This window comes from Limnohabitans sp. B9-3 (genome assembly GCF_002778325.1).
GTDB lineage: Bacteria > Pseudomonadota > Gammaproteobacteria > Burkholderiales > Burkholderiaceae_C > Limnohabitans > Limnohabitans kasalickyi.
Window position 1 is genome coordinate 204,535 of sequence record NZ_NESI01000003.1, and the last position, 12,320, is coordinate 216,854.

Here is a 12,320-nt window from a genome sequence, read left to right on the forward strand (position 1 = left end):
CACAGCATTGCTTTAAACCTATGACACTGGCGTTGAAAAAAATCGTTCTGGCCTCCAACAACCAAGGCAAGCTTGGCGAGTTGCAAGCCATGTTTGCGCCCTTGGGCGTCGAGCTGGTGCGCCAAGGCGATTTGCAAATTGGTGAAGCCGACGAGCCGTTCCACACCTTTGTAGAAAACGCCTTGGCCAAAGCCCGCCATGCCGCGCGAGAAAGCGGCCTGCTCGCCTTGGCTGACGATGCCGGCCTGTGCGTCGACGCCTTTGGTGGCCTGCCCGGTGTGCAAACCGCCTTCTACGCCACCCAGTTTGGCTACGAGAAAAGCGACGACAACAACGTGCGCGCCTTGCTGGAGCAAATGACGAACATCGACAACCGCCGTGCCGCCTTGGTCAGCACCCTTGTTGCTGTGCGCCACCCTGACGACCCCGAGCCGCTCATTGCCGTTGGCCGCGCTGTGGGTGACATCACCCGCAAGCCCATCGGCACGAATGGCTTTGGCTTTGACCCCATCATGTTCATCCCGCGTTTTGGCAAAACCTTTGCCGAGTTGCCCATTGAGGTGAAAAACGCCAACAGCCACCGTGGCCAAGCCGCGCAGCAAATGCTTGCGCTGATGCGTGAACGTTGGTTTGCTTAAAGTTTCTTTGATGACCCAAGACATCCAACACCTCATGCGCCCCGGCACGCTGTCGTTCAGCAGCTTGCCGCCGCTCTCGCTGTACGTGCATTTGCCGTGGTGCCTGAAGAAGTGCCCATATTGCGACTTCAACTCGCACGAGCTCAACAGCAGCGTAGGTGGCGAGCTGCCCGAGCAACGCTACCTTGATGCCCTGTGCGCCGACCTTGAACACAGCTTGCCCCTCATTTGGGGCCGCAGTGTGCACAGCATCTTCATAGGGGGTGGCACACCCAGCTTGTTTTCGCCTGCCGCGATTGAGCGGCTCATCAGCGACATGCGTGCGCGTTTGCGCTTAGAGGCTGATTGCGAAATCACGCTAGAAGCCAACCCCGGCACGTTCGAGAAAGACAGCTTCCGCGCCTTTCGCGCCGCAGGCGTCACCCGCTTGTCGGTGGGCGTGCAAAGCTTCAACGACCAACATCTGCAAGCCCTAGGCCGCGTACACAACCGCGCCCAAGCCATTGCTGCGGTCGAAGAGGCGCGTGAAGCCTTTGACACCTTTAACCTCGACTTGATGTACGCCTTGCCCGGCCAAACGCTGGCGCAGTTGGACGAAGACTTGGACATGGCTTTGTCCTTGCAGCCCCCCCACTTGTCGGTGTACCACCTCACCATCGAGCCCAACACCGTGTTTGCCAAGTTCCCACCGCAAATACCGGAAGACGACGATGCCTACGCCATGCTCGACCGCATCACCGAGCGCACCGCCCTAGCAGGCCTGCACCGCTACGAAGTGTCGGCCTATGCCAAAGACAACCACCGCTGCTGGCACAACACCAACTACTGGCAGTTTGGTGACTACCTAGGCATTGGCGCTGGCGCACACAGCAAACTCAGCTTTGCCCACCGCGTGCTGCGTCAAGTGCGCAACCGCGACCCGCGCCTGTTTATGGACCACGCACTAGATACCAGCCGTGCAGACCGCGCTGTGGCCCAAAGCACCGAGGTGGCGCGTGCCGAGCTGCCGTTTGAATTCATGCTCAACGCTTTGCGCCTGCGCCACGGCTTTTCGCTGGCCGACTTCACCGACCGCACGGGCTTGCCCGTAACCGCCATTCAGGCTGCCTTGGCTGAAGCCGAAGCCAAAGGCCTGATCACACGCGACTTTCAGCGCGTGGTGCCCACGGAGCGTGGCTTTGATTTTTTGAGCGATTTGCAATCTTTGTTTTTGCAGGACGCCTGAAGCCGTAAATTGACGAAAAGGCACACTACAATATCGCCTGAATATGGAAGCTTGGCCGAGCGGTTTAAGGCACCGGTCTTGAAAACCGGCGAGGGTGTGAGCCCTCCGTGAGTTCGAATCTCACAGCTTCCGCCAAATTCAAAAAATGCGCCTCCAGAGGCGCATTTTTGTTTCTGCTGGTATTTCTCGACGTTGTGCCCGCTAAGTGGCACCCGCCGCTCCCGCCTCAATAAACGCCGCAATCTGGTCTGTTGACGTTGCCTCAGGTTGAAGCCCGTTCAATGGCCTACCTGCGAATCAATTCAACCTTCGCTATAGAAAAATCTGCCACCCCACTGAGTTGCATGGCGCGACGTAGCTCATCGATCAAAATTTCAATGGCACGATGAGCGCCTTTCTCCCCACCCACGCAGGCGCCCAGCAGGGCAGCGCGGCCAATGCCGACAGCATCGGCACCGAGGGCTTTGGCGGTGAGGGCATCGATGCCACGTCGCACACCAGAGTCCATGATCAAGGTGGCACGTCCTTGGATGGCCGCGTGAATGGCGGGCAAGGCGTCCGCCGAGGCAATGGCGCCGTCGAGTTGACGCCCGCCATGGTTCGACACCCAAATGCCGTCAATGCCCATGTCGACCATGCGGGCCGCATCAGCGGGGTGTTGCACGCCTTTGACCAGCAGCTTGCCCTGCCATTGATCGCGCAGGCGGGCCAAGTCCGACCATTGGTAGCTCGCGTTGAGGCTTTGGCCGACGCGCGCAGCAATGGTTAAACCAGCGCCTTCTTCGCCCATAAGGTCACGCACGTTTTCAAACTCAGGCAGTCCGGCGCGCAGCATTTGTAACGCCCAGGCTGGGTGGGTGATGCCCTCCCAAAGGTGCTTGCCTTTGAAGCGCAGTGGAATAGAAATGCCGTTGCGCAGGTCGCGTTCACGTTTACCGCCCACGGGCAAGTCCACCGTGACGACCAAGGCTTCATAGCCTGCAGCTTGCGCACGGGCGACGAGTTTGTCATTGACGCTTGGGTCTTTGAGCACATAGAGCTGAAACCACAAGCGCCCTTGCACAGCATCCGCCATGCGCTCGATGCTGGTGGTCGACATGGTGGACAAGGTGTACGCAATGCCGTGGGCCGCGGCCGCGCGCGCAATCGCAATGTCTGCCTCGGGCCACCCAAGCACGCAAGAGCCCATGGGGCTCACCACAAACGGGGCCGCCCACGTATGGCCAAACATAGGGGTGGCCAGTTGGGGGTTGGCCACATCGACCAGCACACGCTGCACGATGCGGTGGCGGTTGAGCGCGTGGCGGTTGTCTGCCAATGTACGTTCGTCTTCGGCACCGCCGTCGATGAATTCAAACACCGAGGCGGGCAGGCGTCGGCGCGCTAACTCACGCAGATCGGCGATGGAGAGGGCACGTGTTAGTCGGGTCATGGTGGCGGCAAGGTGGTGCCGGTTTGTTTGAGCGCGACGGCGAGTTCGCTCAAGGCGCGGTAGGCTTGCGCCGCGACAGGGCTCCATTGCTCGACCACCGCTGCTTGCGCATTCACCACGTCTGTGTCGCCGCGCGCAGCGGGGCCGGTTAAGGCGTGTGCAGGTCCTAAGGCGAGCAGGTTGTCGGTGGTGCTGGTGAGCAGGGCTCGGTTCAAGGTTTGCACCATCTCGGGGGACACGCCCGCGCTGCGCCAAGCGTCTTGTGCGATGCCTTGCAGCACGCCGGTGAAGTTGCTCGAAAACACGGCCGCTGCGTGGTACAGCGCTTTGTGGTCACTGTTGATGTCAAAGCAAAGACCGCCAATGGCTGACAAATGCGTGCGCAGCCAATCGACAGCCAAGGCCGAGCCTTCCAGCGCGCAGGGCGTGCCAGCAAATTGTCGAATGCCGGTTTCAGGCGCTGCAAAGTTCAACACAGGGTGCACGCTGGCAACATGCCAGCCTTTCGCATGCAAAGGGGCTAAGGCTTGGGCACTCAAAAATCCACTGCAATGAAAGGCGATGGCTTGCGGTGTATCGGGGGCCAAGGTGTCAGCCAATTGCTGGGCTACGTTGGTAATTTGTGAATCGGGCACAGAGAGCATCCACACCTCGGCTGTGCGCATGCTTGGCACATTTGGGGTGGGGTTGCCAGCGCCGAGAAAGCTGGCGGCTTTCTCGGCGTTGGTCAGGTTGCGGGAATGAAGGTCTTGAAGCGTGAGTTGCTTCTTTTCAAACAAAAGGTGCGCGATGGTTTGTCCCACGCGGCCACAGCCAATCACGTTCAAGCGCTTCATGTCTGCCTTCAGTGCTTAGGCTTTGCGCGAAGCCATGTAGTTGTCGAATGGCATTTCGCAGAATTGCGACCACATCACTTGCTCGTCGCGGAACTTAGACCAAGGGGTGTAAATCTTCTTGAACGCAGGGCTCTTGTCTGACAACTCGGCGTATAGCTCGTTGGCTGCTGTGCTGCATAGGTTCAACACGGGCGTTGGGAAACGACGCAATTGCGCCCCTCCTGCCACCAAGCGACGCAAAGCTTGTGGGTTGGTCACGTCGTACTTGGCCGTAGACCACTGGTTGGCCTCTGCGGCGGCCACGCGCAACGCTGCGGCGTAATCGGGCGGCAAGGCTGCCATGGCTTTGGGGTTGATGAACAATGACAGCGTCGCTGCGCCTTCCCACCAGCCGGGGTAATAGTAGTACTTGGCCACTTTGTGCAGCCCCAAATGCTCGTCGTCCGCTGGGCCCACAAATTCGGCGGCGTCAATCACACCTTTTTCCAAGGCCGGATACAAGTCGCCTGCCGCCAATTGCTGGGGTATCACGCCGAGCTTGGACAAGACCATGCCAGCCAAGCCACCCACGCGGAACTTCAAGCCCTTAAGGTCTTCTACCGTTTTGATTTCTTTGCGATACCAGCCCGCCATTTGCGCGCCAGTGTTGCCGACAGGCAGGTGTTGCACGCCGTAGTTAGAGAAAAACTCGTTCATCAACTCTTGGCCACCGCCCAAATACATCCAAGCGTTCTGGCCCCGTGCGTTCAAGCCAAAGGGCAGCGCGGTGGCAAAACCAAACGCGGGGTCTTTGCCGATGTAGAAGTAGCTGGCGGTGTGGCCGGCTTCAACCGAACCGCCTTGGACCGCATCAAACACTTGCAGCGCGGGCATCAACTCTCCCGCGGCGTGCATGCTGATTTTGAAGCGGTTGTCCGTCAACTCAGCCACACGTTTACACATGTTGTCGACAGCGCCGTAAATCGTGTCTAACGACTTAGGGTAGCTTGACGCTAAGCGCCAACGGATCTCAGGGCGGCTCGATTGTGCGATGGCCGGTGCGGCCAACGTTGAGGCAATGCCGCCGACAAGACCTGCTTGGGTGACAAAATTTCTGCGTTGCATGAGGTCGTCTCCTTAGGATGAGGGTTGCGATGTTGAGATGCGCCACGAAATACTAGCGGTATTGGTTTTTCGTGGGAGTCACCTAAAGCGCAAATGAACTTTGGAGTCAGATCAAACCTAAGCATCTATCGGGCTGGTTAAAATGAAACCAATTCCCAAAGCCAACTCTTGCGGTTGGCTTTTTTATTTCGGCAGCTGCCGAAAAGCAAAGGCGACCCGTGTTCAAAAATGTGATGGTGTATCGAATTGGTGAGGGCTGGAACCCCACCTTAGAGCAAATCGAGCTCGCCTTAGACGCCGAGCGTTTTGTGCCTTGTGGCGCGAGCCAAGAGAAGGCGATCGGCTGGATTGAGCCACGTGGGGAGGCACATGGGCCGCTGGTGGAGGCGGTGAGCGGTCAGCGCATTTTGAAGTTGAAAGTTGAAACCAAGAGCGTGCCAGGCTCGGTGGTGACGCGCAAGGCCAAAGAGCGCAGCGCCCAGATCGAGGCCACCACAGGCCGCAAGCCCGGTAAGAAAGAGATGAAGGAAATCAAGGACGATGTGAAGATGTCTTTGATGCCGATGGCATTCACCAAAGAATCGTCCGTGTTGGTGTGGATTGACCCCACCACTAATTTGCTGGTGATGGATGCAGGCAGTCAAGGCAAGGCCGACGAAGTGGTCACCATGTTGGTGAAGTCTTTGGCGGGCTTGAGCGTGACCCTGTTGAACACCGACATGTCGCCGCAGGCTGCGATGTCGCAATGGTTGATCACCCAAGAGCCGCCTGCTGGCTTCACGGTGGACCGCGAGTGCGAACTTAAGGCGGCCGACGAATCGAAGTCGGTGGTGCGGTACGTACGCCATCCACTCGACACCGAAGAGGTGAAGCAATATGTGGAAGGTGGCAAGTTGCCCACGCGCTTGGCGTTGACGTGGGACAGCCGCGTGTCCTTTGTGTTGACCGAAGCCTTACAACTCAAAAAGCTGGCCTTTTTGGATGTGGTGTTTGAAGCCACCTCCACCGAAAAAGACGAAGGCTTTGATGCCGATGTGGCCATTGCCACGGGCGAGTTGCGCAAGTTGCTACCCGAATTGTTGGACGCCTTAGGTGGTGAGGTGGCGTTGGGTTAAGGGGCAGGACGGTATGAGAATTAACTTAGTCACCCCTTTTGCCGAAAAAGACGCTGTCAAGGCGCTGGGCGCGCGTTGGGATGCTACGAAAAAAGTTTGGTACATCGTGAACGCGGAAGACCTATCGCCCTTCATGCGGTGGATTCCCGATTTGGCTGCCGCCCAAGACGTGCCTGGTGCAGCAACAGCGCAGCCCGCAGTGAAGCCACGCAGCGCGTCAACACAGAAGGCCAAGCCTGTGGCGACATCTTCACCTGCCGTTCAGATCCCACATTGCGGCTGTGATGTGCTGCCTTGGGAACACTGCGAGCATTCGCTGGCTAAGACGGCATAAGGCTTAATCGGTGATCAGTTCGGCGGCCAAGCGGCGTGCGCGTGGGTCCACGTAGTAGCCACCAAACTCGGTGTAGCGAAGCGCGTGTTGCTGACATTTGCCGCAGGCATACACATCGCAGCGGTTGTAGGGAAAAAACTTCAAAGCCACAGGCGCATCGGCGGAGTCGTAGCGGGTGCCGTTTGAGTGCTGCTCTTCAAATGTCGGTTCATACACATCGGGATCGCGCAGCGTGGCCACGTGTTGCATCTGTTGTGCAGGCCATGAGGCCTCGCTGACACTCTCCCAGCCCGCGCAGTGTTGCAGGCTGCATTGGCAGGGTGTGTGGGGTTGGTTGGCCAGTTGGCGCAGGGCTTCGGGGGTGTTTAGAAACGGTACAGAACTCATAGCGCGTGAGCCTACCACCGCGCAAGGCGCTTGGCGGCTCAGAAATGCCAAAGCCCCGACGTTCGGGCCGAACAGCGGGGCTTTGGGTGCCATCAACATGTCGCGAACGCGTCGCGGCATGTGTCTTTTGCCATTACTTGCGTGAGGCCAATGGCTCGACGTTGCGGTGATCTGCACCGGTGAACAACTGACGTGGGCGGCCGATTTTGTACTCGGGGTCGCTGATCATTTCGTTCAACTGAGCGATCCAGCCCACGGTACGTGCCAAGGCGAAGATGCCAGTGAACAAGTTCACAGGAATGCCGATGGCGCGTTGCACGATGCCAGAGTAGAAGTCGACGTTGGGGTAGAGCTTGCGGCTGACGAAGTACTCGTCTTCCAACGCGATTTTTTCCAAAGCCTTGGCCAACTTGAACAAGGGGTCGTTCTCGAGGCCAAGTTCTTTCAAGACTTCATCGCATGTCTCTTGCATCATCTTGGCGCGTGGGTCGTAGTTTTTGTAAACGCGGTGACCAAAGCCCATGAGCTTGACGCCAGAGTTCTTGTCTTTGACTTTCTCCATGAATTCGCCGACTTTGGAAATACCACCCATTTTTTGGATGTCTTCCAACATGTTCAAGCAAGCTTCGTTGGCGCCACCGTGTGCGGGGCCCCACAAGCAGGCCACGCCAGCAGCGATGGCAGCGAAAGGGTTGGTGCCGGATGAACCGCACAAGCGCACCGTAGAGGTTGAAGCGTTTTGCTCATGGTCGGCGTGCAAGGTGAAGATGCGGTCCATGGCGCGCTCGAGCACGGGGTTGACCACATACTCTTCGCAGGGCACACCGAACATCATGCGCAAGAAGTTACCTGCATAGCTCAGGTTGTTCTGTGGGTACATGAAAGGCTGACCCACGCCGTATTTGTAAGCCATGGCCACGAGGGTTGGCATTTTGGCGATCAAGCGAATCGCCGCAATTTCGCGGTGCTCAGGGTTTGTGATGTCGGTGCTGTCGTGGTAGAAGGCCGACAAAGCGCCCACCAAGCCTGTCAACACAGCCATGGGGTGTGCGTCACGGCGGAAGCCACGCAAGAAGAATTGCATTTGTTCGTTGACCATGGTGTGGTTGGTCACGGTGTGCTCAAACTCTGCTTTTTGTGCGGCGTTGGGCAGTTCGCCCTTCAACAACAAGTAGCAAGTTTCAAGGAAGTCGCAATTGGTGGCGAGTTGTTCGATGGGGTAGCCACGGTAAAGCAACTCACCTTTGTCACCGTCGATGTAAGTGATGGCCGATTGGCACGATGCGGTCGACAAGAAACCTGGGTCATACGTGAACATGCCGGTTTGGCCGTACAACTTACGGATGTCAATGACGTCAGGACCGACGCTGCCACTGTAGACGGGCATCTCGACGCTGGGGCTGCCGTTGCTGAACGACAGGGTGGCTTTGTTTTCTGAGAGTTTCATGGGTTTTCCTAAATTTCTTTTGAAAGCTTGATTTAGCTACAGGTATCGGTCAGCGACGCAACATCTGAAGTACGGTTACAGCGTCTTCGGACAGAGGGGTGTCGGGCAAGTCTTTGCGCTTCAACAAAATGTCGAGCAAGTCGTTGTCCGACAGGTCCATCAGTTCATACATGCCGCGTGCATGCCCCACCGTTAAGCGAGACTCATGCCGCTCGAAGAAGCGTTGGATGAACAAATCGTTTTCAAGCAAACCGCGTCGGCTGCGCCAATGCAGTTTGCTCATGGCACGTTCACCCAACGGCAGATGGCCGTCGAGGCCGTTGAGTAGTTCGTCACCCACGGACGTGTCACGGAATGGTGCGATGGCGTCCATTGTGGTGCTCGGTGTCAGGTGCTGCCTTGCCTTAAACGGCGCGGCGAACCATCATTTCTTTGATCTTGCCGATGGCCTTGGTAGGGTTCAAACCCTTGGGGCACACGTCGACGCAGTTCATGATGGTGTGGCAACGGAACAAACGGTAAGGATCTTCCAAGTTGTCCAAACGGCCCGCAGTGTCTTGGTCGCGGCTATCGGCAATGAAGCGATAGGCTTGCAACAAACCAGCTGGGCCCACGAACTTGTCAGGGTTCCACCAGAACGAAGGGCAGCTGGTGGAGCAGCTGGCGCACAAGATGCACTCGTACAAACCGTTCAACTCATCGCGCTCTTCAGGCGACTGCAGGCGCTCTTTTTCAGGCGCTTGTGTGTCGTTGACCAAGTACGGCTTGATGGAGTGGTATTGCTTGAAGAACTGGGTCATGTCGACGATCAAGTCGCGGATCACAGGCAGACCAGGCAACGGCTTCAACACAATCGTGCCAGGGAGCGTGCGCATGTTGGTCAAGCAAGCTAGACCGTTTTTTCCGTTGATGTTCATGGCGTCTGAGCCGCACACGCCTTCACGGCATGAGCGACGGAACGAAATGGTGGGGTCGACGGCTTTGAGTTTCATCAAAGCATCCAAGAGCATGCGCTCATTGCCATCCAATTCGACCTCGATGGTCTGCATGTAGGGCTTGGCGTCGGTGTCTGGGTCGTAGCGATAAATTTGGAACGTGCGTTTTGTCATGGTGTTTACCTGATCAGAAAGTACGGGTCTGCAGCGGGATGCTGTCGACGGTCAAGGGCTTCATTTGGACGGGCTTGTAGGTCAGCTTGTTGCCCTCTTTGTGCCACATCGTGTGCTTGTGCCAGTCTTGGTCGTTGCGACCGTTGGGATGCTCAGGCGTATCACCGTAATCGTTCACAGTGTGTGCGCCACGGCTTTCGCGACGAGCGGCGGCTGAAACGATGGTGGCTTCAGCGGCTTCGATCAAGTTTTCAACTTCCAAGGCTTCGATGCGAGCGGTGTTGAAGACTTTGGAGGTGTCTTTCAAGCCAATGTTGTTCACGCGCTCGCGCAGGGAAGCGATTTTTTTGACGCCTTCGTCCATCATGGCCTGCGTGCGGAACACGCTGGCATGAGTTTGCATGGCGTCACGGATGTCGTTGGCCACGTCTTGGGCGTATTCGCCGGTTTGATTGGCTTCCAAACGCGCCAAGCGCGCCAAGCTGATGTCTGCGGCATTGGCAGGCAAAGCTTTGTGCTCGGTGTGCTTTTGGTTGAACTCCACGACGTGGTTGCCCGCCGCGCGGCCAAACACCAACAAGTCGAGCAATGAGTTCGTGCCCAAGCGGTTGGCGCCGTGCACCGACACGCATGAGCATTCGCCTACCGCATACAAACCGTTCACCACCACGCTTTCGTTGTTGGCGTTTTGCGTCACAACTTGGCCGTTGATGTTGGTCGGGATGCCGCCCATTTGGTAATGGATGGTGGGGATCACGGGGATCGGCTCTTTGGTGATGTCGACGTTGGCAAAGTTGTGGCCAATTTCGAACACCGAAGGCAAACGCTTCATGATGGTCTCGGCACCCAAGTGGGTCATGTCGAGGTTGATGTAGTCCTTGTTAGGACCGCAGCCGCGACCTTCTTTGATCTCTTGGTCCATACAGCGTGACACGTAGTCGCGTGGGGCCAGGTCTTTGTAGGCGGGGGCATAACGCTCCATGAAGCGCTCGCCATTGCAGTTACGCAAAATAGCGCCTTCGCCACGGCAGCCTTCGGTCAACAACACGCCAGCACCGGCCACGCCAGTGGGGTGGAATTGCCAGAATTCCATGTCTTCAAGTGGGATGCCCGCGCGTGCGGCCATGCCCAAACCGTCGCCGGTGTTGATGAACGCGTTGGTCGAAGCAGCAAAGATGCGGCCTGCACCACCGGTAGCCAACATCGTGGTCTTGGCTTCCAAGATGTACAACTCGCCCGTTTCCATCTCTAACGCGGTCACGCCGACCACATCACCCGCGTCGTCGCGGATCAAGTCGAGCGCCATCCATTCCACGAAGAACGTTGTTTTGGCCGCGACGTTTTGTTGGTACAGGGTGTGCAACATGGCGTGACCGGTGCGGTCCGCGGCAGCGCAAGCACGTTCGACCGCTTTTTCACCGTAGTTGGCGGTGTGGCCGCCGAAGGGGCGCTGGTAAATGGTGCCGTCTGGGTTGCGGTCGAAAGGCATGCCCATGTGCTCCAAGTCGTACACGACTTTGGGGGCTTCACGGCACATGTATTCGATCGCGTCTTGGTCGCCGAGCCAGTCGGAGCCTTTGACGGTGTCGTAAAAGTGGTAGTGCCAGTTGTCTTCGTTCATGTTGCCCAAAGAGGCACCAATGCCGCCTTGCGCTGCCACCGTGTGCGAACGCGTAGGGAACACTTTAGAGAGAACAGCCACGTTGAGACCCGCACGGGCGAGTTGCAACGAAGCGCGCATGCCGGAGCCACCGGCCCCAACGATAACCACATCAAATTTACGACGTGGGATAGAACTTTTAACGGTCATGACTTAAAGCCTCCAGAGAACCTGAATGGCCCAGCCGAGACACGACACCAGCCAAACCATAGTGAAAACTTGCAGGAACAAACGCACAGCCACAGGCTTGACGTAGTCCATCCAAATATCGCGAACGCCGACCCACACATGCAGGGTCAACGCAATGAACACGGCGAAGGTCAATGCCTTCATCCATTGGGTGCTGAAAATACCAGCCCACTTGTCGTAACCAATGTTGCCGCTGGTGAGCAGCACTTGGGCCAGCACCACCGCAGTAAACAACACAATCAGCGCAGCGGTGATGCGTTGGGCCAACCAATCGCGTAGACCGTAATGCGCGCCCACGACGACGCGCTTTGAACCGTAATTGACGGACATCTTTTAGCTCCTAGAAATCAGTAAAGGCCGAACAGTTTGGCGCCCAGAGCAGCGGTCAGGCCCAAGCTCAACACCAAAGTGACGATGGCAGAAGATTTGCCGAACTCTTTGCTCACAGCGTGGCAAGCGTCCATGTACAAGTGGCGCACGCCAGCGATCAAGTGGTGCAAGTAAGCCCAAATGATGGCCAAAGCCACCAGCTTCACCAAGAAGCCGGGCACAAAGCCCAAGCCCACGTTGAAGGCGGCATTGAATTTGGCGAATGAGATTTCGGATGAGACAGAGCTGTCAAACATCCAAACGATGAAGGGCAACAACAGGAACATGATCAGGCCGCTGATGCGGTGCAAGATCGAGACAATTCCCGCTACAGGGAGGCGGTAAGTAGGCAGATCAGTGAACGCATTGATGTTGCGGAATTCAGGCCGCTTTTTGGCAAGCTCGGTCATGTTTGAGGGTCTTTCTTCGGGTTTATCAGAGTGCAAAAACAACGTTTCATTTTATTTCCATTTGA

Annotated in this window: 14 protein-coding genes and 1 tRNA gene; 5 read left to right on the top strand and 10 right to left on the bottom strand. The window is 57.2% G+C overall.

Annotated features, from left to right (window positions below; translation table 11 throughout):
* Positions 1-32: 32 nt before the first annotated feature.
* From rdgB to B9Z42_RS06365, 3 genes are all read left to right on the top strand, one after another.
* Positions 33-638, top strand: a complete 606-nt coding sequence (gene rdgB / locus B9Z42_RS06355) for an RdgB/HAM1 family non-canonical purine NTP pyrophosphatase (protein WP_255407984.1) — start codon at positions 33-35, stop codon at positions 636-638.
* 10 nt (positions 639-648) lie between these two features.
* Positions 649-1,863 carry a radical SAM family heme chaperone HemW gene (hemW, locus tag B9Z42_RS06360; protein WP_100132509.1) on the top strand — a complete coding sequence of 405 codons (1,215 nt, stop codon included), beginning with the start codon at positions 649-651 and terminating at the stop codon, positions 1,861-1,863.
* Between the two features lie 45 nt (positions 1,864-1,908).
* A tRNA-Ser gene (locus B9Z42_RS06365) sits at positions 1,909-1,998 on the top strand.
* Positions 1,999-2,149: 151 nt separating this feature from the next.
* On the opposite strand, the gene B9Z42_RS06370 is transcribed toward B9Z42_RS06365, so the two are convergent.
* From B9Z42_RS06370 to B9Z42_RS06380, 3 genes are read right to left on the bottom strand one after another with little or no spacing between them, the layout of a single operon-like run.
* Positions 2,150-3,295: an alpha-hydroxy acid oxidase gene (locus B9Z42_RS06370; protein ID WP_100132510.1), complete on the bottom strand. Its 1,146-nt coding sequence runs from the start codon at positions 3,293-3,295 to the stop codon at positions 2,150-2,152.
* A complete protein-coding gene (locus B9Z42_RS06375) occupies positions 3,292-4,131 on the bottom strand; it encodes a Rossmann-like and DUF2520 domain-containing protein (protein ID WP_100132511.1) in 840 nt (279 codons plus the stop codon). The genes B9Z42_RS06370 and B9Z42_RS06375 overlap by 4 nt, the downstream gene beginning before the upstream one ends.
* A gap of 15 nt (positions 4,132-4,146) precedes the next feature.
* Complete coding sequence (locus B9Z42_RS06380) at positions 4,147-5,235, bottom strand: TRAP transporter substrate-binding protein (protein WP_100132512.1); 1,089 nt, start codon at positions 5,233-5,235, stop codon at positions 4,147-4,149.
* A gap of 218 nt (positions 5,236-5,453) precedes the next feature.
* On the opposite strand from B9Z42_RS06380, the gene B9Z42_RS06385 reads away from it, so the two are divergent.
* Positions 5,454-6,350 (top strand): recombination-associated protein RdgC, encoded by an 897-nt coding sequence (locus B9Z42_RS06385; RefSeq protein WP_100132513.1) that lies wholly within the window; start codon positions 5,454-5,456, stop codon positions 6,348-6,350.
* 13 nt (positions 6,351-6,363) lie between these two features.
* Positions 6,364-6,684, top strand: coding sequence for a DUF5710 domain-containing protein (locus B9Z42_RS06390; protein ID WP_100132514.1), 321 nt, complete (start codon positions 6,364-6,366; stop codon positions 6,682-6,684).
* Positions 6,685-6,687: 3 nt separating this feature from the next.
* Here the strand turns inward: B9Z42_RS06390 and B9Z42_RS06395 are convergent, their stop codons facing one another.
* The 7 genes from B9Z42_RS06395 to sdhC all read right to left on the bottom strand — a co-directional run bounded on the left by B9Z42_RS06395 (position 6,688) and on the right by sdhC (position 12,255).
* Positions 6,688-7,191, bottom strand: coding sequence for a hypothetical protein (locus tag B9Z42_RS06395; RefSeq protein WP_233203552.1), 504 nt, complete (start codon positions 7,189-7,191; stop codon positions 6,688-6,690).
* Between the two features lie 13 nt (positions 7,192-7,204).
* A complete protein-coding gene (locus B9Z42_RS06400; protein ID WP_100132515.1) occupies positions 7,205-8,518 on the bottom strand; it encodes a citrate synthase in 1,314 nt (437 codons plus the stop codon).
* 49 nt (positions 8,519-8,567) lie between these two features.
* Entirely contained in the window at positions 8,568-8,801 is a 234-nt protein-coding gene (locus B9Z42_RS06405; protein WP_233203566.1) for a succinate dehydrogenase assembly factor 2, read from the bottom strand.
* 121 nt (positions 8,802-8,922) lie between these two features.
* Positions 8,923-9,627 (bottom strand): succinate dehydrogenase iron-sulfur subunit, encoded by a 705-nt coding sequence (locus tag B9Z42_RS06410; protein WP_100132517.1) that lies wholly within the window; start codon positions 9,625-9,627, stop codon positions 8,923-8,925.
* Between the two features lie 13 nt (positions 9,628-9,640).
* A complete protein-coding gene (sdhA, locus tag B9Z42_RS06415; protein ID WP_100132518.1) occupies positions 9,641-11,437 on the bottom strand; it encodes a succinate dehydrogenase flavoprotein subunit in 1,797 nt (598 codons plus the stop codon).
* A 3-nt stretch (positions 11,438-11,440) separates the two neighbouring features.
* Positions 11,441-11,806, bottom strand: a complete 366-nt coding sequence (gene sdhD, locus B9Z42_RS06420) for a succinate dehydrogenase, hydrophobic membrane anchor protein (RefSeq protein ID WP_100132519.1) — start codon at positions 11,804-11,806, stop codon at positions 11,441-11,443.
* Between the two features lie 17 nt (positions 11,807-11,823).
* Positions 11,824-12,255 (bottom strand): succinate dehydrogenase, cytochrome b556 subunit, encoded by a 432-nt coding sequence (gene sdhC, locus B9Z42_RS06425; protein ID WP_100132520.1) that lies wholly within the window; start codon positions 12,253-12,255, stop codon positions 11,824-11,826.
* Between the last annotated feature and the right edge of the window lie 65 nt (positions 12,256-12,320).

What these genes read in the sequence shown, in the direction of transcription:
- hemW (WP_100132509.1), top strand. Translation starts at nt 649, where the DNA reads ATGACCCAAGACATCCAACACCTCATGCGCCCCGGCACGCTGTCGTTC.
- B9Z42_RS06370 (WP_100132510.1), bottom strand. Translation starts at nt 3,295, where the DNA reads ATGACCCGACTAACACGTGCCCTCTCCATCGCCGATCTGCGTGAGTTA.
- B9Z42_RS06375 (WP_100132511.1), bottom strand. Translation starts at nt 4,131, where the DNA reads ATGAAGCGCTTGAACGTGATTGGCTGTGGCCGCGTGGGACAAACCATC.
- B9Z42_RS06380 (WP_100132512.1), bottom strand. Translation starts at nt 5,235, where the DNA reads ATGCAACGCAGAAATTTTGTCACCCAAGCAGGTCTTGTCGGCGGCATT.
- B9Z42_RS06390 (WP_100132514.1), top strand. Translation starts at nt 6,364, where the DNA reads ATGAGAATTAACTTAGTCACCCCTTTTGCCGAAAAAGACGCTGTCAAG.
- B9Z42_RS06395 (WP_233203552.1), bottom strand. Translation starts at nt 7,191, where the DNA reads ATGCCGCGACGCGTTCGCGACATGTTGATGGCACCCAAAGCCCCGCTG.
- B9Z42_RS06400 (WP_100132515.1), bottom strand. Translation starts at nt 8,518, where the DNA reads ATGAAACTCTCAGAAAACAAAGCCACCCTGTCGTTCAGCAACGGCAGC.
- B9Z42_RS06405 (WP_233203566.1), bottom strand. Translation starts at nt 8,801, where the DNA reads ATGAGCAAACTGCATTGGCGCAGCCGACGCGGTTTGCTTGAAAACGAT.
- B9Z42_RS06410 (WP_100132517.1), bottom strand. Translation starts at nt 9,627, where the DNA reads ATGACAAAACGCACGTTCCAAATTTATCGCTACGACCCAGACACCGAC.
- sdhA (WP_100132518.1), bottom strand. Translation starts at nt 11,437, where the DNA reads ATGACCGTTAAAAGTTCTATCCCACGTCGTAAATTTGATGTGGTTATC.
- sdhD (WP_100132519.1), bottom strand. Translation starts at nt 11,806, where the DNA reads ATGTCCGTCAATTACGGTTCAAAGCGCGTCGTCGTGGGCGCGCATTAC.
- sdhC (WP_100132520.1), bottom strand. Translation starts at nt 12,255, where the DNA reads ATGACCGAGCTTGCCAAAAAGCGGCCTGAATTCCGCAACATCAATGCG.